Source organism: Paenibacillus sp. 2TAB19 (genome assembly GCF_052115185.1).
Taxonomy (GTDB): domain Bacteria; phylum Bacillota; class Bacilli; order Paenibacillales; family Paenibacillaceae; genus Pristimantibacillus.
In genome coordinates this window covers 1-21,477 of sequence record NZ_JBFRGE010000005.1, presented here as the reverse complement: position 1 = coordinate 21,477, position 21,477 = coordinate 1, and the positions used below count along the sequence as shown (strand labels likewise).

At 49.5% G+C, this 21,477-nt stretch carries 15 protein-coding genes; 8 read left to right on the top strand and 7 right to left on the bottom strand.

Annotated elements, in window-relative coordinates; translation table 11 throughout:
• Positions 1 to 62 precede the first annotated feature (62 nt).
• Together AB4Z33_RS03355 and AB4Z33_RS03350 are read right to left on the bottom strand one after the other, a co-directional pair.
• Positions 63 to 788 carry a 3-ketoacyl-ACP reductase gene (locus AB4Z33_RS03355; RefSeq protein ID WP_442048545.1) on the bottom strand — a complete coding sequence of 242 codons (726 nt, stop codon included), beginning with the start codon at positions 786 to 788 and terminating at the stop codon, positions 63 to 65.
• 94 nt (positions 789 to 882) lie between these two features.
• Positions 883 to 1,242, bottom strand: a complete 360-nt coding sequence (locus AB4Z33_RS03350) for a winged helix-turn-helix transcriptional regulator (protein ID WP_442048544.1) — start codon at positions 1,240 to 1,242, stop codon at positions 883 to 885.
• Positions 1,243 to 1,388: 146 nt separating this feature from the next.
• Here AB4Z33_RS03350 and AB4Z33_RS03345 point away from each other — a divergent pair, with 146 nt between their 5' ends.
• Positions 1,389 to 1,742: a DoxX family protein gene (locus AB4Z33_RS03345; protein ID WP_442048543.1), complete on the top strand. Its 354-nt coding sequence runs from the start codon at positions 1,389 to 1,391 to the stop codon at positions 1,740 to 1,742.
• A 67-nt stretch (positions 1,743 to 1,809) separates the two neighbouring features.
• On the opposite strand, the gene AB4Z33_RS03340 is transcribed toward AB4Z33_RS03345, so the two are convergent.
• From AB4Z33_RS03340 to AB4Z33_RS03330, 3 genes are read right to left on the bottom strand one after another with little or no spacing between them, the layout of a single operon-like run.
• Positions 1,810 to 2,781, bottom strand: coding sequence for a metal-dependent hydrolase (locus AB4Z33_RS03340; protein ID WP_442048542.1), 972 nt, complete (start codon positions 2,779 to 2,781; stop codon positions 1,810 to 1,812).
• A gap of 28 nt (positions 2,782 to 2,809) precedes the next feature.
• Positions 2,810 to 4,144, bottom strand: a complete 1,335-nt coding sequence (locus tag AB4Z33_RS03335; protein ID WP_442048665.1) for a UDP-glucose dehydrogenase family protein — start codon at positions 4,142 to 4,144, stop codon at positions 2,810 to 2,812.
• A gap of 11 nt (positions 4,145 to 4,155) precedes the next feature.
• Positions 4,156 to 5,331: a glycosyltransferase family 4 protein gene (locus tag AB4Z33_RS03330; protein ID WP_442048541.1), complete on the bottom strand. Its 1,176-nt coding sequence runs from the start codon at positions 5,329 to 5,331 to the stop codon at positions 4,156 to 4,158.
• 300 nt (positions 5,332 to 5,631) lie between these two features.
• Between AB4Z33_RS03330 and AB4Z33_RS03325 the strand changes: the two genes are divergently transcribed.
• From AB4Z33_RS03325 to AB4Z33_RS03305, 5 genes are all read left to right on the top strand, one after another.
• Positions 5,632 to 6,723: an iron-siderophore ABC transporter substrate-binding protein gene (locus AB4Z33_RS03325; RefSeq protein WP_442048540.1), complete on the top strand. Its 1,092-nt coding sequence runs from the start codon at positions 5,632 to 5,634 to the stop codon at positions 6,721 to 6,723.
• Entirely contained in the window at positions 6,716 to 7,756 is a 1,041-nt protein-coding gene (locus AB4Z33_RS03320; RefSeq protein WP_442048539.1) for a FecCD family ABC transporter permease, read from the top strand. Before AB4Z33_RS03325 ends, AB4Z33_RS03320 begins: the two co-directional genes overlap by 8 nt.
• Positions 7,753 to 8,784, top strand: coding sequence for a FecCD family ABC transporter permease (locus tag AB4Z33_RS03315; RefSeq protein WP_442048538.1), 1,032 nt, complete (start codon positions 7,753 to 7,755; stop codon positions 8,782 to 8,784). Before AB4Z33_RS03320 ends, AB4Z33_RS03315 begins: the two co-directional genes overlap by 4 nt.
• Positions 8,784 to 9,587 (top strand): ABC transporter ATP-binding protein, encoded by an 804-nt coding sequence (locus AB4Z33_RS03310; protein WP_442048537.1) that lies wholly within the window; start codon positions 8,784 to 8,786, stop codon positions 9,585 to 9,587. Before AB4Z33_RS03315 ends, AB4Z33_RS03310 begins: the two co-directional genes overlap by 1 nt.
• Before the next feature lie 87 nt (positions 9,588 to 9,674).
• Entirely contained in the window at positions 9,675 to 10,184 is a 510-nt protein-coding gene (locus tag AB4Z33_RS03305; protein WP_442048664.1) for a pyridoxamine 5'-phosphate oxidase family protein, read from the top strand.
• Positions 10,185 to 10,291: 107 nt separating this feature from the next.
• Here the strand turns inward: AB4Z33_RS03305 and AB4Z33_RS03300 are convergent, their stop codons facing one another.
• Positions 10,292 to 13,855, bottom strand: coding sequence for an S-layer homology domain-containing protein (locus tag AB4Z33_RS03300; RefSeq protein WP_442048536.1), 3,564 nt, complete (start codon positions 13,853 to 13,855; stop codon positions 10,292 to 10,294).
• 222 nt (positions 13,856 to 14,077) lie between these two features.
• Here AB4Z33_RS03300 and AB4Z33_RS03295 point away from each other — a divergent pair, with 222 nt between their 5' ends.
• Both AB4Z33_RS03295 and AB4Z33_RS03290 read left to right on the top strand, forming a co-directional pair.
• A complete protein-coding gene (locus AB4Z33_RS03295; protein ID WP_442048535.1) occupies positions 14,078 to 14,257 on the top strand; it encodes a hypothetical protein in 180 nt (59 codons plus the stop codon).
• Between the two features lie 227 nt (positions 14,258 to 14,484).
• Positions 14,485 to 18,903: a helix-turn-helix transcriptional regulator gene (locus AB4Z33_RS03290; protein ID WP_442048534.1), complete on the top strand. Its 4,419-nt coding sequence runs from the start codon at positions 14,485 to 14,487 to the stop codon at positions 18,901 to 18,903.
• Between the two features lie 66 nt (positions 18,904 to 18,969).
• Here the strand turns inward: AB4Z33_RS03290 and AB4Z33_RS03285 are convergent, their stop codons facing one another.
• Positions 18,970 to 20,889 (bottom strand): putative bifunctional diguanylate cyclase/phosphodiesterase, encoded by a 1,920-nt coding sequence (locus AB4Z33_RS03285; protein WP_442048533.1) that lies wholly within the window; start codon positions 20,887 to 20,889, stop codon positions 18,970 to 18,972.
• Positions 20,890 to 21,477: the final 588 nt, after the last annotated feature.

Genomic DNA, 21,477 nt, shown 5'->3' with positions numbered 1-21,477 from the left:
ACAAAGAATAGTCCCCGGCCTTCTCACTGGTCGGGGACTATTTCTATTATAATGCTATATATTTAATACGGATTCGTCGCGATAAAGCTTGCCGTTTTCACGTAAATACGCGGATTTAGCTTCAACTGATTAACGATGAATTCGGCAATGTCTTCCGGCTGCATAAACTTCGAATCATTGTTTTCTTTAATCAGGTTCAAGTCCAGTGCCAGATCTGTTGCAACCGTACTTGGGTTTAGAGCGGATACGCGAATATTGTTGCGACGAACTTCTTGCGCGAGCGATTCCGTAAAACCAATCACCGCGAACTTCGATGCGCTGTAGGCGCTTGAAGTAGCTGCTCCGCTTAATCCGCTAGTTGAGGAAATATTGATAATATCTCCGCCATTTTTTTCGATTAATTGCGGTAGAACCGCACGCGTTACATAGTAGGTGCCGAGCAAATTCGTATCAATGATACGTCTCCATTCTTCCGGATCCATCTCCAATACCGTACCGAATGTCGCAATTCCCGCATTATTGATCAAAATGTCTGCGTAACCCAAATTATTTTTTATGACTTCAACTGCTGCTTCTACTTGTTCTTTCGATGAAACATCAGCAGTTGCATAGGCTGCTTTAACGCCTAGTCCTTCCAATTCAGCGGCAACTTGTTGTAGAGCCGTTTCATTTCTTGCGATCAAACCAACGTTTACTCCTTCTTTTGCCAATGCAATCGCCGTTGCTTTGCCGATACCTCTTGCCGCACCGGTTACAATTGCTACTTTACCTGTTAATGATTGCGTCATGCAGGCAGCTCCTCTCCAGTCTATATGTCCTTATTGATTATACTATGGTGCCTTGCTTTTTGAAAAAGAGACGACAGATCTCTGTCATTTTACCCTATTTATCCCCGAGTTTATCCCCTGAGCGATCTACTCCGTATAGTCCATCCATATGCTCCATGTGGGAGGCTCCCCAATCGTTCAGCGCCTGTAACACCGTGCTTAAACCTTTACCGTATTGCGATATCGAATATTCCACTTTCGGAGGGATTTGTTTGTACACCTCGCGATGAACGATATCGTTGTACTCAAGTTCTCTTAATTGTTGGGTAAGCATCTTTTTGTTTATATCCGGTATGGCTCTTTGAAGCTCGCTGAACCTCATTGTGCCGTTTGAAATAAGCTGAAGCAGAATGACAGGCTTCCACTTTCCTATTAAAATATCCAACGCCGATTCAAATTCACAATATTCTTTCATTGAATTCCCCCCGCTTCCTTTTGCTTGGCAAAGGTAACTTTTTATATACCATGTTTAGATAAAGTGCCTACTTCCTCGAATGGATGACTAGGGCTATTATACCTTTAGCGGATAGCGAATAAGTAGTCGGGAGGTTAACAAAATTTATGAATATCGCATTATGGATCGTTTCAGGACTTGCAGCATTAGGGTTTATCTACTCAGGATCGTTGAAGGCGTTTCAATATGAAAAAGCCAAAGCGTCTTGGGGCTGGGTAAAAGACGTATCCAAAGGGTTCGTCGTCTTTATCGGGTTAGCGGAGTTGTTAGGGGCAGTCGGAATTATTCTGCCTCAAGCGTTGAATGTCGTACCTGTATGGACGCCAATTGCCGCAACCGCACTTGCCGCGGTCGTTCTCTTTGGCGCCCTGCTCCATGTTAACCGTAAGGAATATCGTGAAATCGGCGTGAACATCGTTTTCTTCGCGTTAGCCGTAATCGTTGCGATCGGTCGTTTCTAATTCATTCTAGACACAATAAATCAGGGGCACTCCATGGAGTGCCCCTGAGCCTAAGCAAATCGAACCTTCAGGAAAAGGGAGGTTCCCACAGCTTCTTTTTCCACCCGAAGGTGTTTCCGGTTACCTGCAGATGGTCATTCAGCGTAATATCCATACCAAAGGGAAGCTTCTCGCCATGCCGAAAACGGACGTCCCGCAGCTCTACCGTGTAACCGTTCTGAACCTTTTGACAAGAAATGTGCACACGATGCGCAAAGGCAAGAAAGCTGCGGACACCGTCGCTTCCCATTACCGCTTGAACGACATCATCGTTCTGCCCCCCCTTTTGGAATATCGTTTCTTCCCTTAGAAAAGTGCCGCGGATCGATCCAGCAAAATAGGTCTGATCCGTTTCGTGAACGTATCCCCAATTATGGGGCAACCATTTGGGAATTAAGAAGGAATCCCCTTCGACCCCATAACGCCTTCGAACAACTTGCAGCATGAAGCGATGAAGCACAATGCGGTACCCGATGAAGAGAAAGGTGACAACGTATACGAGAGGGAATACAATCGGTGCGGCCAAGACGCCGAGCAGCCATAACAGCAAACCGGCTAAATGAAGTCCGAATAGGACAGGGTCGAAAATGGGGATCGCATCGCCGTGAAACCATTTCCTTGAGATCGGCCTGAAACATTGCACGCCATACGCATTGAAGAAATCGAGAAAAACATGCAGCACGACACCGGCCATTGTCCAGAGGAACAGCGGGATCATATAATCCCAAGCATGAAAAAGATACGCAATCATAGGAGTAAGTAAAACCGGCCAACCCGCCAGCATCGGCAAGGAGTGGCTGAATCCCCGATGATGCATTAAATAGGATTCATATCCGCGTATACGAATGGCGATGTCGAAATCGGGAGCATTCGAGCCAATGATAGCTGCCGCGAATAATCCGTACACAACGGACGAATGGTCACCGATCGCAGGATCGGCTAAACCCATTGCCAGTCCGCCTAATGTGACGCCGAGAAGTAGATGGCTTGCGGTGTCCATATCAATCACCCCTTCACCCCTATTGGTTTCAATATGATCCGCTAAGTCCTATCGTCGTTAATGGAACATCCGGTGTTATGGAAGGACGGCCCATAGATATATAGTGCAAGCCATATCGCTCGCAGTGCTCGGCCATCGCCGCGGTGTCCAGCATATTTCTAGCATCCAAAATGTACGGCGACCTCATCATCTGCCTCATTCTGCCCCAGTCCCAGTCGCGGAACTGATCCCAATCGGTTACAATCACCACGCAATCGCTCTCCGCAGCCGCCGCATACATATCCGTGGCGAGATCAATCCGCAGGTCCGGCAAGCGCGTAACAACCGGGTCATATGCCGATATACGCCCCCCTGCTTCATGCAGCATCGAACAAATCTTAAGGGCGGGCGATTCACGGGTATCATCGGTATTCGGCTTAAAGGCCAAGCCGTATATCGTAAAATGCTTATTGTCCAAAGTTCCACCAAAGACGTTTTCCAGCTTTTTGCGAATGACCTGAACACGTCGCCTGTTGATTGCTTCGGTTGCTTTCAGCAATTCCATATCCAAATGCTCTCGCTCTGCCAATGCCATTAGCGCGCGAAGATCCTTGGGAAAGCAAGAGCCGCCATATCCGGCACCGGCGCGCAGAAACTCAGAACCAATGCGGCGGTCCAGACCTATCCCTTCCGCAACAGCATCTATAGAAACGCCAAGCGCGTCGCATAAATCAGACATCATGTTGGCATAAGATATTTTCATGGCTAGGAATGCGTTGGAAGCACACTTAATCAACTCTGCTTCCCTTAACCCGCATCTTATCTTAGGCGATTGAAGGGGGGCAAAGATCTCTTCCAGCCGATTATGCGTTTCCGGACTGGAAGCGCCGAGTACCATTCGATCCGGAGCAAGAAAATCCCGGACAGCAGAACCTTGCCGCAAAAACTCGGGATTATGGGCAACAGCAATGTGAGAGGAAAGGGGAAGTCGTTGGCGGAGATAAGCTTCGATTTGTTCGCATGTTCCTGCAGGGACCGTACTTTTGATGATTAATAGTCCGTCGTCGGGCAACATCGGTGTTATTGCATGTACGGCCGACCATAAAGCGGAAAGATCAGCTTCGCCGGATTCGGATGAAGGCGTACCTATGGTTACAAAGACAGCGTCGCTGCAAGCAACGGACGCAGCTGCATCTATCGAGTAATCCAGCAGTCCTTCAAGTTCCGCATCGCGGATCATGTCCTCCAGCCCCGGCTCCCAGATTGGCATGCCTCCGGATTTGAGCATCCTGATTTTATCTTGATTGACATCCAAGCACACCACCTGGTGTCCAAGTCGAGCCAAGGCTGCCCCGGTGACCAACCCGACATATCCAGTACCCACGACGGTTATTTTCAAGCCGATTCCCCCTCTCCCTGCATGCGCCCGTTTCCGGCTTCCTCCGGATGCTGCTCCCCTCTCACAATCTGCTGACAACGAGTGTATATCGACTCCATTGCTTTCTCCCAAGTGCGCGATTGCGCATGCTCCCTCGCCTCCGTACGGAACAATTGCCATTTGTCAGGTTCGTCGAACCAGTCGGTCAATGCCGTAAGAAAGCTTTCTACATTTCCCGCTTGAGCATGTAATCCGGTCCTGCCATGCTGGACAATTTCGGTCACGCCTCCCCTGTCGGCTACTATAGCAGGAAGACCCGAGGCCGCTGCCTCCAGTACGACGTTGCCGAAGGTTTCCGTGGCAGAGGGAAATACAAATAGATCGGAGGATGCATACCATTCGGCAAGTTCTTCCCCGCGCAAGTAACCGGCAAAGGTGACATTCTGCGGAGCTTCCTTGCGACCTTGTTCCATCATTGGACCCTCGCCAACAATAAGCCAATGCACTTGACCGCGAATTCGGTCCGGCAGCCGATGCATTAATTGAAGCAAAACATCCAGGTCTTTCTCAGGAGCCAGTCGCCCAACGAATAGCAGGAGATATCGTTCCTTGATCCCGTAAAACTCGCGAACACGGTCGGAACGCTTCAATGGCGTGAATCTGTCGCAGTCAACCCCCCTCGACCATAACTGGGCTTCATTTAATCCCTTGGACTGCAATCGATGAATGGTCTCATTCGAAGGAGCGAAGATGGCGCGACAGTTACGATGAAACCATTTCATATAGGACCAATACCAGGAATGCGCGAACGGAAACCAATAAGACTCGAGATACTGGTCGAAATGGGTATGATACGAGGCAACGATGGGGATATCAAGCTTTTGGGCGGCATACATTCCGGCGAGACCTACATTAAATGGGGTGGCAATATGAACAATGTCTGGTTTGAACTCAGCAAGTTCGTTGCGTATACGCAACAAATTGGGAATAACGAATCGATGCTCCGGATAAGCCCAGAAAGGGATACTAGCCAGCCGACACACCAGTTCTTCATAGACAGGCTCCGGCTCCGTAGGTACGAACAGCTTGCAATGCGCCCCATGAGCGGCCAAGTAGTCGGTCCATCGCTTCAAGGTAAGCGCGACGCCATTGACCTGAGGGACAAACGTGTCTGAAAACACAGCAATCCTCATCCATTCACTCCCTTTTTCACCATATAGGAAAGTACCTCAAACGTTAGCTTCTGCCGCCAAAGGACGGCGCCAGCCGTTTGCGATTGGATCTATCCCAACAGTAGCACGGGTTCATTATCGCTGATTTATCGCCAAGTAATGTTTATGAAAATTTCGGACTTATCTTTTTGATTAATAAATCAGAATCGGATAATTTTTGATTGACAACCTATCTAAAAAGGATATATATTTAGTGACGATGATAATCATTATCGATTTTGTCCACTAAAAATATAACTCAAGATAAGGAAGGGTACACAAATGAACACAAAAAGAAAGTTCTCTTTAACTGCATTATTCATTACTGCTTTGCTTGCAATCGCGCTGGTAGGCTGTTCCAATAATCAGCCATCCAATTCTAATTCGAATGCTTCACCCGCTCCAACTGATGCGGCTAGTACCGAAGCTCCTCAAACGGACGCACCTGCTGCAACTGCTGAATATCCGATCACGATCAAGCATGCTTTTGGCGAAACGGTAATTGAAAGCAAGCCTGAACGTGTCGCTACCGTTCAATGGGCTAACCATGATGTTGTGCTCGCACTAGGCGTTGTACCGGTTGGCTTCTCGGCGGCGAATTACGGCGTTCAAGATGACAGCGGACTTCTACCTTGGACAGCTGCAAAGCTGAAGGAACTTAACGTCACAGACCCTAATATTTATCAAGATACAGACGGCCTTGATTTTGAAGCTATCTCCGATTCGAATCCGGATGTCATTCTCGCGGCTTACTCCGGCATTACACAGGAAGACTATGATATTCTTAGCAAAATCGCTCCGGTAGTGCCTTATCAGTCCAAGCCTTGGGCAACCACATGGCGTGATCAAGTTCTGTATAATGCAACAGGCATGGGCATGAAAGCAGAAGGCGAACAGCTTATCAAGGATACAGAGAACCTCGTTAAAGAAAAAGCAAGCGCATATCCGCAGTTGCAAGGTAAAACCGTTGCCTGGGTTAACTTCTCGGCAGAAGACATGTCCAAGTTCCATCTTTATACGCCTGCAGACCCTCGCGGCGATTTCCTGATCGAGCTTGGATTGACTTATCCTGAAAGCATTACAAGTCAGATTACGGATCCAACTAACTTCTATTTGAATTTAAGTGCCGAGAATGCTGACATGCTTAACGATGCTGATATTATTATTGGATATGGCGATGAAAGCCTATATGAGGCAGTTAAAGCCGATTCCTTACTCGGCAAAATCCCAGCTATCGAAAGAGGTTCCGTCGTGTTTATTGGCAACGGCACGCCTTTGGCAGCTTCCGGTAACCCAAATCCGCTTTCGATCTCCTTTACCATTGACGAATATTTGAAATTAATCGTAGGAGCTATCGAAAAGATCAATGAATAGTTCATCGATTCCGAACGACACCCGGTTAAGCTCGCGTTTACCGAGACATTTCACCCTGGTTCTCATTATTTGTATAGTCCTGCTAGTCTTATGCGTGTGTGCCTCACTGGTCTTTGGCTCTCGGCCAGTGAGAATCCATGAACTCATTGATGGACTATTTCACCCGGAAGCAGACTCCTACGGGGCAAATGTGGTTCGCAAAAGAATTTCCCGAACCGTCTTCAGTTTATTCTGCGGTGCGGCACTCGGAGTATCCGGTGCGCTTATGCAAGCAGTCACTCGCAACCCGATTGCCGACCCCAGTATACTGGGAGTGAATACGGGTGCATCATTGTTTGTGGTGTGCGGCATCGCGTTCTTGAACATAAGCACTGCGAATCAATATATCTGGCTAGCTTTGGCAGGAGCTGCAATAACAGCAGTGTTCGTATTCGGAATCGGCTCAATGGGGCGTGGCGGAGCCACGCCCATTAAGCTTGTCTTGGCCGGAGCTGCCACAAGCGCTGCTCTGTCTTCTCTGGTTACCGCCATTATGATTCCTCGTTCTTATGTCATGGATCAATTCAGGTTTTGGCAAGTAGGCAGCGTCGGCTCGGGATCTTGGAGCACGATTTCCACATTCATCCCGTTTCTGCTCGTCGGCGTACTAATCGGTTTTATCGCCGCTCCGGCATTAAATGCGTTGGCGCTGGGAGACGAAGTCGCGACCGGACTAGGTGTTCGGACAGGTACACTTCGGCTAATTGCAGCTCTTGCCGGTGTGTTGTTGTGCGGCGCGACTACGGCGATGGCGGGACCTATCGGTTTTGTCGGGCTCTTAGCCACTCATGTCATTCGACTTATTCTTGGACCTGACTTACGCTTGATCATACCGATGTCGGCTCTTTCCGGAGCCATTATTTTGACGATAGCGGATGTAGGAGGCAGGCTCATCGGCAGTCCCGGAGAGCTTGAGGTCGGCGTCGTTACAGCGTTTATAGGTGCTCCAATACTAATCATAGTTGCTATGAGATCGAAAGTGCGTTCATTATGACAAATCAATCTATTTCATTTATTATAGCCGGCAGACGTCAAAGACGCCGCCGATGGATACTTGTTACCAGCCTTCTGGCGGTACTTGCATGCATCCTTTGCTGTGTCATGCTTTTACTCGGGAGCACCATCTATCCGATTAAGGATGTCGTTCGAGCACTGTCGGGAGAGCAGATCAAAGGCGTTTCTTTTGCGGTTAATACGATACGTCTACCGAGAATGCTGGCAGGTCTTTTTGCCGGATTTGCTTTCGGTATTGCCGGTTACACCTTCCAAACAATGTTGCGTAATCCCCTTGCGAATCCGAATGTCATCGGCATTACCTCCGGCTCGAGCGCGGCGGCTGTTTTTTGCATAACCGTCCTTCAGACAAGCGGAGCCGTTATTTCCGTTGCTTCAGTCGTTGCAGGTCTTGCGACAGTCATATTGATTTATATATTGTCCCGAGGCAAGACATTTTCAATCGGGCGATTAATCCTAATCGGGATCGGCATCCAGGCCATGCTTGACGCGTTCATATCCTATCTTTTGCTGGTTAGCGCGGAACAGGATGTTCCCGCGGCGCTCAGATGGCTAACAGGCAGCCTCAACGGTTCTCAAATGGACGAGCTCCCGCCTCTAGTTATAACCATCATTATTTTTGCACCTATCATTATTTTGCTGGGAAAACATCTAAGTATTTTGGAACTCGGTGAGCAATCGGCTACTTCACTCGGCGTAAGCACGGACCGAACAAGAATTGCGCTTATCGTCAGTTCCGTCATCATAATTGCGATCGCTACCGCTACCACGGGTCCAATAGCCTTTGTCTCCTTCCTTGCGGGACCGATCGCGAAAAGGCTGGTCGGAATCGGCTTCTCGGGCGTTATTCCGGCGGGGCTTGTTGGCGTCAACTTGGTGCTGGCATCAGATCTAATCGGACAATTTGCTTTTGAGTACAGATTCCCCGTAGGCATCATTACCGGATTACTCGGAGCGCCTTATCTGATCTTCTTGTTAATCCGCATGAATCGAAAGGGAGAATTATAATGAAACCGACACATATTTTTCAAGCCGAACAAATCGTAGCGGGCTATGAGAATAAAACGGTTATTCACGGTATAGACCTTGTTATACCCAGCAATAAAATAAGCGTTATTATCGGATCAAACGGCTGCGGAAAGTCAACGCTTCTTAAAACGCTGGCCAGGCTTATAAAGCCCACATCCGGAACAATCACGCTGGACGACAGGCCGCTCGGCAAAATTCCGCCCAAGCAATTAGCTCGCGTGGTAGGTCTGCTGCCGCAATCGCCCATTGTTCCGGAAGGCATTTCCGTAGCGGATTTGGTTGGACGAGGAAGATTTCCGCATCAATCGTTGCTTGGCGGATGGACCAAAAAGGATTACGAGGCCGTTGACGAAGCGATGAGAATTATGGATATAACCGAATTCGCCAATCATAATATTGACGAGCTGTCAGGCGGACAACGACAACGCGTCTGGATTGCCATGGCTCTGGCGCAACAGACCGACATCTTGTTTCTCGATGAACCAACAACCTTTTTGGATATCACCTATCAAGTCGAGATTCTTGACCTGCTGACCGACCTTAATCGGAATCACGGAACTACGATTGTCATGGTGCTTCATGATATTAACTTGTCCGCCCGTTATGCAGATCATATTTTTGCGCTTCATAAAGGGAAGCTTGTCGCGGAGGGTGAGCCGTCAGAGGTTATTACAAGCACGTTGGTTAAAGACATTTTCGGACTGGATTGCACGGTAATCAAGGATCCCATCTCGGCATCGCCTTTGGTTGTGCCTAGGGGACGATATCACGTTAATTCGTAACGAATAGTATTAGGGCCATCCTTAGAAGGATGGCCCTTTTTGCATACATGCAATTGCGCAAGGGGGGGAATGCTATTGAAAAAACTTATGGAAAAGGTGAATGGATTGACGAATGCAACAACCGAAAACCAAGAAGCGATCGAAACCGTTCGCGAGTTGATCAAAGATATTAAAACGGCGATGCTGACAACGATATCGGAAGATGGACTCGTTTCGCGCCCCATGAAGACCCAAGACGTCGAATTCGACGGCGACCTGTGGTTCCTGACTAAGAAAGACAGCGGGAAGTTCCACGAATTGCTCCAGAAACGGCAAGTCAACGTTGCTTATGCAGGCAAATCCTTTGTTTCTATTCGCGGGGAAGCCGAGTTGGTGGACAGCACCGAAAAACTGAAGCAGTTCTGGAATCCGATGTACGAAGAGCTGTTGGAAACGTCCTATGACGATCCTAATCTCGTTCTCATTAAAGTGAAGGCAGAAACAGCCGAATATTGGGATTCCGGCAACAAGTTCAAGATGGCGAAATTCCTGTTCCGCAGGCTGATGGGCAAAAATACGGAAGGTACGGACATCAACAAGATCGTGGAGTTAAATTAGTCATACACGTCTATATACAAAGAAACCGTTCCTTTCGTCAATGGTAAGCTAAGCTTCCATTCTACGGAGAAACGGTTTCTTTTGTTTATTTAGAGTTAAATCGACTCTTACTTGACGATGATCAGCCGGGTCTCGCCGCTGAGATAGTGTAGCGCCTCGAACGATTGCGAAGCGGAGCGGATGGCGTCAGCCGCCCAATGGGAGGCTGGTACGTCGGACCAAGCCAGACCATCTTCCACGAGCGATGGACGACCGAGCACACCGTTCAGTACCTTAACCGCCTCGGCACGCGTCACGCTAGCATTAGGACGGAAGCTGCCGTCCGGATAACCGACTAACCACCCTTCCCGCTCGGCTGAAGCAATGGCCTCGGAAGCCCAGTGGGAATCCGCGTCTGCAAAGTCGGTGCCCCCGATCGGCTGCACCTTGCGCCACCTTACAAGCACGCTAGCCAGTTCCGCACGCGTCAGCTGATCGCCCGGACGGAACAGGCCGTCCGATCCCCCGCCCATCCAACCGGCAGCAGTCACATAGTCGATAGCCTCGGCCGCCCAGTGCGATTGCGGCACATCGCTGTACACAATAGCATCTTCACCGCTTTTAGTAACGGCTTCTGTCGTAGACAGCTTCATGAGAAGAGCCGCTAACTCCGCTCGCGTTATAGCACGCGAAGGAGCAAAGCTGCCGTCGGCATAGCCGTTAATGTAGCGTTCATGCGCGACAGCTACAGGCTCGGCTTGCAGCACCATCACGCGGCTTGAAGCGCTGGCGTCAATCGCGATACCTGTTGCGCGTCCTTGCGAATCGTAACGGATTGTGCCCGCTGAGATTGTTTTGGAATCGCTGCCGCTTTCCAAGTAGACGGCGAGCTTACGCAACGCTATGGCGTCTAGTCCTTCCGGCAAAGGAATAACCAATACATCCTTGGCAGCAGTACCTGCTGCGTTAGTTGTAAAAGATAAAGGTACACCCACTTGCTTAAGCTGCCACTCCATTGAGCGAATTACGGTTGCATCGGCAAGCAGCTGTTTGGCATCGGTTGGCTGGCGCAGCGCCTTTAGCTGCACGACTAGCTCACCGCCCCCGTTAGCCGAAAATCCGGCTGGCATTTCATAAATAGCGTCGCCAGTATCCAAAGTAAGCCTAATACCTCGCTCCTTGAGCTGGGACTGCGCCTTTACTGACAACGTAAGAGTAACCGCATCGATCTGTGGAGCAGAATCATTTGGTTTAATGCGCAGCTCGTTCTCACCGTTTGCCTGTGCAAGAGCGGCGATTGCCGCTGCATCGTCCAGCTTCAAATCATACCTAATCCAACCATCGGGGCTGCTTGTAACCGTTTCATTCAGTCCCGTCGTCAGCTTGCCGTTCAATTCCGCAATAAACACATTATTAATCACGCTTCCAGGTGCTGTATTCGCACTCCGAATATTATCAATTCGTATCTTCTCTACAGCTTCGTTGCCGGCAATATCGCGAACGTAAACCGTGTATATTCCGTTTTTCGTCACATCGAACTGCATCTCTTCCGTAATATCATCGCTTAACCCTTCACGGAAAAAGCCGGTCGGCCGATCTCCCGCTGCCCACAAAATAACGTCAATCGCATTGCCCGCGCCCAAGGCGGCGGCTTCCACTGCTACGGAAACTTTATCGCCAACAGGCGCGGTCGTCTCGGGACGCAGCAGCACCGTAGGAACGTCGTTCATTATGTTCGTTACGCTAATCTGACGAAGCGTTTCATTGCGTGCATTGTCGAAAGCAATAACCGTGTATGTTCCATTCGATTCCACGGTAAACTCGCCGTCCTCGACCTCGCTGGAAGGCCACGGACTATCAAAATCTGGTTCCGTTGCAGACCATCGCACATAACGGAGGCCGCTGTCAGAATCCTCGGCAGTCACTTTGATCGTCACGTAATCGTTAGTCGGAGCGGTAACGTCCGCCGTCAGCGTCAGCGAAGGCGCTGTAAGGTCGATATTGGTTATATTTATAATAGATATCTTCTCATTGCCAACCGTATCTCGTGCATAAACCGTATATTGTCCATTCTCGCTCGCTTCGAATGCTCGATCGGCAAGAACGTCCTGACCGCCGCCGTCAGTAAAATACGCGATCTCCTGGTCGCCCTCGGCCCAGAGGAGCGCAACAAGCGCGTTGCCTTCATCCTCCCCATCGGCCTGTGCTTCAATTTCTACCAATACCGTATCATTCGTCGGCCTCTCCGGGTAAGCCGTCAGCGTTAGTTCAGGCTCCGTCTTGAATAGATTCGACACGGTAATGGTCGTTAGCGCATAATTGCCAGCCGTATCTTCCACATACACCGAATAAGTGCCTCTAGCGGTTGCAAAAAATTGACCGGTAAACGAGGTTCCGTTCCCCGATTGAAAATACGATGCATCCCGCAAGCCGGCAGCCCATAGCTGCTTGTTTATGGCAACATCATCGGCAGCCGTCGCCGTCACTGCAATATCGGCGTTCGTCGGTGCGGTCGCACTCGCCGTAAGCGATACGGTCGGATTTGTACGGTCAATGTTTGAGACGGTTATAAAAAGGATAGCCGGGTTGCCAAGCTTATCCTGCCCATATACCGTATAGGATCCGTTAGCTGTCGCTGTAAAGCTTTCCGTAAACGCCGTACCTTCTGTTAGGACATAATAACCCGTTTGCGTGCCAGGTGCCCACTTCATCAGACCGAAACCGCTTCCCGCATCGCTTGCTGTAACCTGCACTATCACATCCTCGTTTGTCGCATCCGCGGGAGACAGCGAATGGGAAAGGGATGGCGCCGTTTGGTCAACTATGAAGGATGAACCGTCCGTCGTTCCGTACTGAACCTGTCCCGGGACCCCCTCCTCCGAATAAAACGCAGCGGATACTGACAAATTTCCATCAGGAACTTGTGATGTGGTTATAGTAAGGACGGCGTTCCAACTCGTGCCGCTTCCCGCTACCAGCATATCATTGCCGGCCATCTCCAGAACAGGTCTCGCAATCGGAATATCCGTATGCAGCGTAAGAATCACTGTATTGCCGTTCTTCACATAACCGTCTTGGCCGTTAGCGGATGTGAGCCCCAACAAAGTAACGGACGGAATCGTACGCGCAAGCGTGTATGTCGTATACGTTTCGTTTTTAATTTGATTCCAGCCGTCGGTAAAAGAAACAATCGTTGCCCACAGCGCGTTGGACGGAATGTCCAACGCATTCGTAGCGGTTAGAACTTCGGTTCCGTTAACCGAATAATGATAGACCGTATCGCCAATAGGTACCGATGCGACTTGAAAGGATGAAATCGTTACCCAAGCCGCCGTTGGCGGAATACTCATCGGGTCGGTTGTCTCATCGATTTCGCCAAAATCGCTATAAGTAAACACTTCGTCCCAGCTATTGCCCCAACCCATATCATTAATATTGGAAGGCGTAATCCAATCGGCATCGGACGGAGGAGCAGCGCTTTGCTGTACGACACCGCCCGAGCTGAACGTGTACTCAGTGACGTAGCCGTCATAAACATCGTTGGTCTCATTCTGGAAGCCGGTCATGACTTCTCCTGTAACAGCAGCTGCGGCACTAACCGGATTTACCATAGCGGCTGTCGCAAGCGAACCGATTAGCGGCAACAGCAGCGTAACGGCTGCCAGAGTGGATAATAGGCTTCTTTTTGGCATACGATTATTCCTTTCGTTTGTAAAATCATTGCACTTGCAATAGCTTCTAATTCAACAAGATTAATGCACCGCTCTGTAGAAAACTATTACCCATTTGGGGTATTTTTTCGTTTAATCCGCATTTTTCGCTCAAATATACCTCAAAGGAGGTATGGAGCTGCGTGCTTTTCTTCTTTAATATAGGAAAACAAAGACACTGCGAAGGAAGGAAATGACGACCGGATGGAAAATGCATTAATTGCTTTGGTCTCCATGATTATTTTCACCATTGTTGTTTACGTAGGGTCATGGCTGCAAGGAACAACCTTCACACGAAAGTTTTCAAAATGGTATTTTATTATCATGCTATTCGCGACCATCATCGTCACGATTGTCACCTTCGTCTTAAGCATCGGTGAGTAAGCTCTTATTGAAAATAATAGAACGCCAACGCCAGGGATTTGTCCTTAACGCTGGCGTTCTATTATTTTCTCCTTCATTAGACCTGATTCTCTCGCCTTAAATCGACAATTTACATAGTTAACCACTGACGATAAACTAGTTTATGAGGAATATTCAGTCATACCCCACAAACACAAACCCTCATTTTTCGAATATAGGCCTAGATTGCTCGAAGGATGGTTTTATAGATGTCGAATGCCCCTATTTCTCATAACAGATCAAACCCACCCATTCATCCGCCTTTTATTACGCTAAGTGAACGGTTAATCACACGTCCTAAGATGCCGCCGGACCAGTTTCTGCCGCTTGCGCGTGCAATAGCTGCCGCGATTGCCGCAAGCAGCGAGCAAGGCTATCCGCTGCCCAATTTGCGGCCAAATACGATTGCAATTGCCGCTAGCGGCGAAGTCCGGCTTCTGCAGCCTGAACGCAGCGGTCCGCTGAGCGAAGCCGACTGGCCTTACTGCTCCCCTGAGCGAACCGGCCGCATGAGGCGGCAGGAGGATGAGCGCAGCACCCTGTATTCGTTAGGCGTTATTTTCTATGAAATGCTTGCCGGTGAGCCGCCTTTTACTGCGGATGATCCGCTGGAGTGGATGTATATGCATCTGGCTCAAAGCCCTCTTTCCCTGCGCGGTCGTATTCCAGAGCTGCCGGTGGCGCTGGATCAGCTGGTGCTGAAGCTGCTGGATAAGAATCCTGACAACCGGTTTGTTTCAGCGGAAAGCCTGCTAGTGCCGCTTGAAGGTTGTGAACAGGCGAATCCCGCTCAGCACGGAGCGCCCGGATTTTACGGCCGGGAATCCGAAGCCGTTCAGCTCGAGCAAGCATTCCGTTCCGTTTGCCTCGGTTCGTCCGAGGCGGTGTATGTATGCGGAGAGGCTGGCATTGGAAAAACACGGCTCATTGAGGAAACGTTCCGTGACGGCAAGCTGGCCGATTCCTACTATTTCATTTCGGGCAAATTCGAGCAGCTTGCGGCTGGCGTTCCTTATGAGCCAATCGTCAAAGCGTTCCGCGGTCTTATACGCCGACTGCTTGGCGAATCGGAATCCTTCGTTGAGGCTTTGCGCGTTAAGCTGACGCTTACGATCGGCAGTGTTGCCAGCGTCATTACCGCCCTTATCCCCGAAGCTCGCCTGTTGCTTGGAACCGTCGCAGGAAGCGAAGAGGAACTGCCGACGGCGGAGGCACGCAAACGGTTTCTCTATGCGTTCCGCCGCTTTGCGCAGGCGCTTGCAGCCAAAGAGCATCCCCTTGTGCTGTTTATTGACGATCTGCAATGGGCGGACGCCTCCTCTCTGCAGCTGCTCGATGCGTTAATTCGCGACCCGGAATGCCAATACTTGCTGCTCGTCGGTTCCTATCGCCCCGATCTTGACCCCTCGATTAAGCTCCCAGGCTTGAGCGATCAGGGAAGCGCATCGGAGCAAACCGCCGTAAAGCAAATCCGTCTTTCCCCGCTGCCTATGGCAACATTGAACCGGCTGGCGGCAGATACCCTCGGCGCGAATGAGCAACAGACGCAGCCCCTTAGCACAGCGATTGTCACGCATACCGGCGGCAATCCGTTTCACTTCAAGCAACTGCTGCTCCGGTTGCGCGATGAACGGCGGTTACAGTTTCAGCTGGATAAAAATATGTGGCAATGGCAGCTCGACTCCATCCCTGTTGATGAAGCGGAATTCGAGATCGGCGGTCTTCTGGAGTATCGCCTTAGACTGCTTCCGCAAACTGCCTTATCACTGGCGGAGGCGGCATCCTGCATTGGCTTCATATTTACTGACGAGCTTGCCGCTCGAGTATGCGGACTCTCCGCAGAAGACCGCTTGACAGCTTGGCATGCGGTGGAAGTCGAAGGACTGGTTGTAGCACAGTCCGATGGAAGCGCCCGCTTTGCCCATGACAGCATCCAAAAGTTGATTTACGGCCGTATTGATGAATCGAAGCGTCAGGAGCTCCATTTAGCGATTGGACGAGCTCTCTCCGCTAGCAGCGCAGACGAAGGCGACGGAAATGACCTTCTGTTCGAACAGGTGCTGCATATGAATCGCGGCGCGGAACTGCTGCGCGGCGACGAAGAGAGGCTGTCGCTCGCGGTACTGAATTTAAAGGCTGGTAATCACGCATTGGCTTCTTCGGCCTATGACGCCGCGCTCGGATATTTCTTTCACGGAAGCTCGTTACTGAAGGAGCAGCATTGGAACAACCGCTTTGAATTATGCTTTGAGCTGCACGCCCGTTTGGCAGAATGCGCTTATTTGTGCGGCCAGTCGGAAGATTCGCTGCAACGGATTGAACGTTTGCTTACTCGGGCTCGCAACCCGATTGAACGCAGCCGCGTTCGAATGATTCGCATTATGCAATTGATTAATCAAGGTAAATATGCCGAAGGAACGGCGCTTGGGCTGCATAGCTTAGCTGAATTGGGTATTCGCCTGTCTTCTGACCCGGGACCGCTGCGGCTTCTAACCGAGAAGTGGAAAACAAACTGGCTGCTGTTGCGCTCACGGAAACGGTCGCATCTACTGCCTGAGATGACCGATCCGCAGCTATCCGCTGCATTAGGACAAATCGCGGCTATTGTGCCATCCAGCTTTTTTACGGACAAAAGCATTTTCTTTATGTTGACGAGCCGAGCGCTAAGGTTGTCGCTGCGCGGAGGCCAATCGCCGCTCACAGCGGTCGTCTTCTCTGCTTACGGGATGCTTGCGGAAACCGCCTGGCGCAATCATGAACAAGCCAGGAGACTCGGGGGGCTGGGCATCCAACTCGCCGAAAGCAGCGGCATGGCTTCGGTCAGCAGCATGGCGTTCACCATGTACAGCGCGGTCAGCAGCATTTTTGCCGGAGACGCCCGCGAAACCGACTACTACTTGCCGCAGGCGATGCGTCACGGCATGAACGCCGGTAATTATATTTTTGCCAGCTACGCAATGGGCGGCCACGTCAATTCCCTGTATACGCGCAGCTCGCTTAGCGAAATGGCGCGCGTCATCGCCGAGTACTTGACCGTGCTGGAGACAACAAAAGACGAGTTCGTGCAGCAAAACTTCTTTTTATATGAGCAATGGATCGCCGCGCTGCAGGGAAGAACGGAATCGCCGGTTTCCTTCAACGATGGCCAGTTTTCGGAAGAGGCGTTTCTCGCCCGCATCGGACAAGAAGAAACAGCTGCAACGACGCTTTACCAGTACAGCACTTACAAAGCGCAATTGTTCTACCTAGAAGGGCGCTACGAGGAAGCCGAGGCATGGAGCGCCAAAGCGAGGCCACACGAGCCGTATGCGACCCATCTTCCCCATATGCCGGAATGCTGCTTCTACGAAGCGCTTTCCATGATTGGCTCCTGCACAGCTGACGGACGAGCGCCGCAGCGCGTCAAAGCTGCCCGCATCCAAAAGCTGCTGCGACGATTCCGCCGATTCGCGGACGGCAGCGAGACCAACTTCCGGGCGCGTTGCACACTGCTGCATGCCACCTATGCCGAAGCGCGAGGACGAATTAAAGACGCTGAACGGCTATACGACACGGCACTTCGGGAAGCCTACGAATACGGCGATCTGCGCGTTAAGGCGCTCGGCGGCGAGCTGGCCGGAAGGTTTTACGAGCGTAGCGGACGGGACGCGTCCGCTCGCCATTACGATCGGATAGCGCTTGAAGGTTATTCGGAATGGGAGCTGCCTAGGAAGATTGCACAGCTCACCAATAAACGGAGCGGGAATCGGGAAGAGCAGAAGCTGCAAGCCGGCCATGACAGTCTGCGAGACGCACAATTAACGCCCGTCGAAGCGGCGGCTGCCAATAAGCCGGAACGTCCCGCCTCCGATCTTGAAGCCGAACTAGCCGCCATCCTTCGAGCAACTCGCGTCATTACCGGACGCGATAGCGCCGATGCTATGCTTGCCGAGCTGCTAACGGTCATTATGACCTATGCCGGCGCCGGCACAGGTGCTTTGCTGTCAACGAACGACGGCGATTTGCGTATCCAAGTCTACGCTGAGCCGAATGAAGCTGCTGTCGCTGCCGAACGCGAGCTGCAAGGCAGCCCGCTGCTGCCTGAGGGCATTGTCCGCTACGTCTACCGGACGCAAGAGACCGTTACGTATAACGGCGAGCCAGACAGTTGGGTCACTCGCAACCCATACATGGCGCTGCATCGCCCGCAGTCCATGCTTTGCTTGCCCGTCAAGATTCACGGTACGCTGCTCGGCGTGCTCTTCCTTGAGAATCGCCTCGCGACCGGCGTACTCGATGCGGCACAAACCGGCGTGCTGCTCGCAATGGCCTCGCAAGCGCTGATGATGTGCGTGTTGCGTCAATCATCGGAAGAGGAAGCTTCCGCCGTGAATAGCGATGTAGAAGTAACGTCGGAGCAAGCTGAAGCGATAGAGGAGCCATTGACCGAGCGCGAGCTAGAGGTGCTGGCGCTGCTTGCTGCAGGGCTCTCCAACAAAGAAATAGCCGAGCGGCTCGTCATTGCGGCCGGCACGGTCAAAGTGCATGTGAAGCATATATTCGCCAAACTCAAGGTAAACCGCCGAACGAAAGCAATTATGCAAGCAAAAGAGCTGAAGCTGCTTGACAAGCATCTGAACAAGCACTAACCCGTAATCCCACGCAAAACAAATCAACCCCTCGCAGCGCAGGGCCTACGGGGGGTTGATTGTCGTTTATAAGTGTGAAGCCTTACCCTTCAAAAAAACAATCAGATTCTCAGTCATCATAGGCTTAGCGAAATAATAACCTTGCAAGTAGTCGCAACCAATCGCACGAGCAAGCTTAATATGATCCTCCGTCTCAACGCCTTCAATCACAATATGTTTATTGATTTGTTGGAAAGAGCGAGATAAAGCTTGAATGATGACGAAAGTAGACTGGCTTTCCGAAGCCCGATACAACAAGGATTTATCGATCTTGATCCCCTTGAAAGGTAAATGAATAATGTTGGACAAGTTAGAATAACCCGTTCCATAATCATCAAGGCTAAAATGTATACCGTGACGATTGAAGCTATTCATAATGTTGCTAATCTTGTCAAAGTTATCGATTACTACACTTTCTGTAATTTCCAGATGAATACGCGACGGATCTACTTGTTCTCTCCGAATCACCTGTTCTACTTCCGAAACGATATTGTCATTCACCATTTGTATGGGCGAGAAATTAATATTAATATGCTGAAACGGAGTACCACTGCTCTCTAGCTTTCTGATCGTTCTACATACTTGCTCCAGCAAAACCTCACCTAATTGGTTAATAAGTCCTTTCTCTTCTGCGATTGCAATGAATTCCAGTGGAGAAATCGGTCCAAGTTCCGGGCAAGTGAGTCTTGCCAATGCTTCGAACACAGGATAACTATCAGTTTCAACGTGATAAATAGGCTGATACACAATCTCCAGTTCTCGCCCTTCGATCGTTTGTTTTAAATACTCATATACTTTATTTTTGCGATGCATGCGGTCCAATGCGTCGCTATTAATCGTAACCGTACTATTCTTGTGAAGAGATTTTTCCTCGCGAATACTGTATTCCAACACATGAACCGTATCCTCGAGCGTATCCGTCACTTCCGGAATATTGAGCTCGGCAATCGTAGCAYGAATAGAAAGATTCATTCCTTCTATGACCCACTGCTGAGACAACCGGTTACTAATCGTCCGAATAAGCTGCCGCTGGTCGGTAACCATTGTTAATAGCGCAAACTCATCACCCGAGAGGCGGAACACTTGCGCATTGGGCTGCACATTCATTAAATAAAGAGCCACTTCCTGCAGAAGGCGATCCCCGATCTGCTCGCCATAGTGATTATTGATGCTTCTAAATTCGTCTATGCTTACAACAATAATCTTAAACGGACTCTTATCCTCTAAACGCATGCTTACTACTTTGACGAATGCACGCCGATTCATCGTCCCTGTTAAATCATCTTCCAGAATTTTTTTGTTTTGAATGTACAAATAAGAAATCACCAACGATGCAGTTGCTGCAGTACTCGAAATGAGCAAATAAGGATAAATAAATTCAATCGTTACGAAGACGAGGCACAGCACAGGAAATGACAAAATAACAAGATTCAAACTTCGTGAAAGTCTATGACGCGTAAAGAATAATAAGACAAGAAGCAGCACAATATAGAAAGCAGGCGCAGCGTACATCAAGTTATACAACGGCCCTCTTACAATGGTATGGTCAACCGAAATGGTATAAATAATTCCCGAAAATGGCGAACTCATAATCATCAGCGCAAAAATAAGATAAACCCAAGCGGTGAATCGTATCCACCTGAAAAACACTTCTTTAGTCTTCCAAATAATCGAAATCGTGTAATAAAAGAAGAGCGGCGCAATAACCGTCATTGAAACTCTGCTCATCACATTGAAAAACTCGACTAGGAATAGCGGGAAGTGGGTCATCTCCATATTTAATGCTACCGAAATTAATATGCTAATCATAGAAACAATCGTAGTCATCAAGGTAATTCGAAACATCTGATTCTGAATGGTTCGTATACCGCCGTATTCTCTAGAATAAATAAGTATAATCAATGCGATTACAATTGCGCTATATATAGGTCCTGCGTTCCATTCCATGATATTCCCTCTTTAATTTTTATTGAAGTGGCCATAAAAAATGCACCCCTAGAACTATTATCGGAATAACCCGCGGTTTTTCCAATGTCTATTCTAAGAGATCAATCTGCTCCTTACGCAAAAAAATGTTCTTGTCCTTCCCTTCCCGCACGAACCGAATTAGATCGGCTTCATACATTAACTTCAGCACTAGATTTCGACGCCGCAAAAAAAATATGCGATTCCTAAAAATTTATATTGCTCCAGAAACACTATCCTGCTATTATGAAGGAGCATGATTTTTGGAAAGCTAATATTCAATGTATCTAGGATCTTTCCAAGCAGATAATCTTTGACCACTTCCACCAAGAAGTTAAGGCCATACGGACAGCCGGGTCAAATGCCGATTGGCAACTTTCGTTGCTTTATTGATTGAGTTAAAAGCTCAAATTTTATAAGTTGGTTACTTTACAACCAAGTGCATATGCACATCAACTTGTGAAACGGTCAATAAGAGTGGTAAAAGTAATTATTTGCTATATAGACTCTGATCCTACATGATATATTTGAATATGAAGGGCCTTTCCATGAAACGATACGTTTTATGGC

Bases quoted from the DNA above. Each gene is read 5' to 3' on its own strand.
- AB4Z33_RS03355 (WP_442048545.1), bottom strand. From the start codon at position 788: ATGACGCAATCATTAACAGGTAAAGTAGCAATTGTAACCGGTGCGGCA.
- AB4Z33_RS03350 (WP_442048544.1), bottom strand. From the start codon at position 1,242: ATGAAAGAATATTGTGAATTTGAATCGGCGTTGGATATTTTAATAGGA.
- AB4Z33_RS03345 (WP_442048543.1), top strand. From the start codon at position 1,389: ATGAATATCGCATTATGGATCGTTTCAGGACTTGCAGCATTAGGGTTT.
- AB4Z33_RS03340 (WP_442048542.1), bottom strand. From the start codon at position 2,781: ATGGACACCGCAAGCCATCTACTTCTCGGCGTCACATTAGGCGGACTG.
- AB4Z33_RS03330 (WP_442048541.1), bottom strand. From the start codon at position 5,331: ATGAGGATTGCTGTGTTTTCAGACACGTTTGTCCCTCAGGTCAATGGC.
- AB4Z33_RS03325 (WP_442048540.1), top strand. From the start codon at position 5,632: ATGAACACAAAAAGAAAGTTCTCTTTAACTGCATTATTCATTACTGCT.
- AB4Z33_RS03320 (WP_442048539.1), top strand. From the start codon at position 6,716: ATGAATAGTTCATCGATTCCGAACGACACCCGGTTAAGCTCGCGTTTA.
- AB4Z33_RS03315 (WP_442048538.1), top strand. From the start codon at position 7,753: ATGACAAATCAATCTATTTCATTTATTATAGCCGGCAGACGTCAAAGA.
- AB4Z33_RS03310 (WP_442048537.1), top strand. From the start codon at position 8,784: ATGAAACCGACACATATTTTTCAAGCCGAACAAATCGTAGCGGGCTAT.
- AB4Z33_RS03305 (WP_442048664.1), top strand. From the start codon at position 9,675: ATGGAAAAGGTGAATGGATTGACGAATGCAACAACCGAAAACCAAGAA.
- AB4Z33_RS03300 (WP_442048536.1), bottom strand. From the start codon at position 13,855: ATGCCAAAAAGAAGCCTATTATCCACTCTGGCAGCCGTTACGCTGCTG.
- AB4Z33_RS03295 (WP_442048535.1), top strand. From the start codon at position 14,078: ATGGAAAATGCATTAATTGCTTTGGTCTCCATGATTATTTTCACCATT.
- AB4Z33_RS03290 (WP_442048534.1), top strand. From the start codon at position 14,485: ATGTCGAATGCCCCTATTTCTCATAACAGATCAAACCCACCCATTCAT.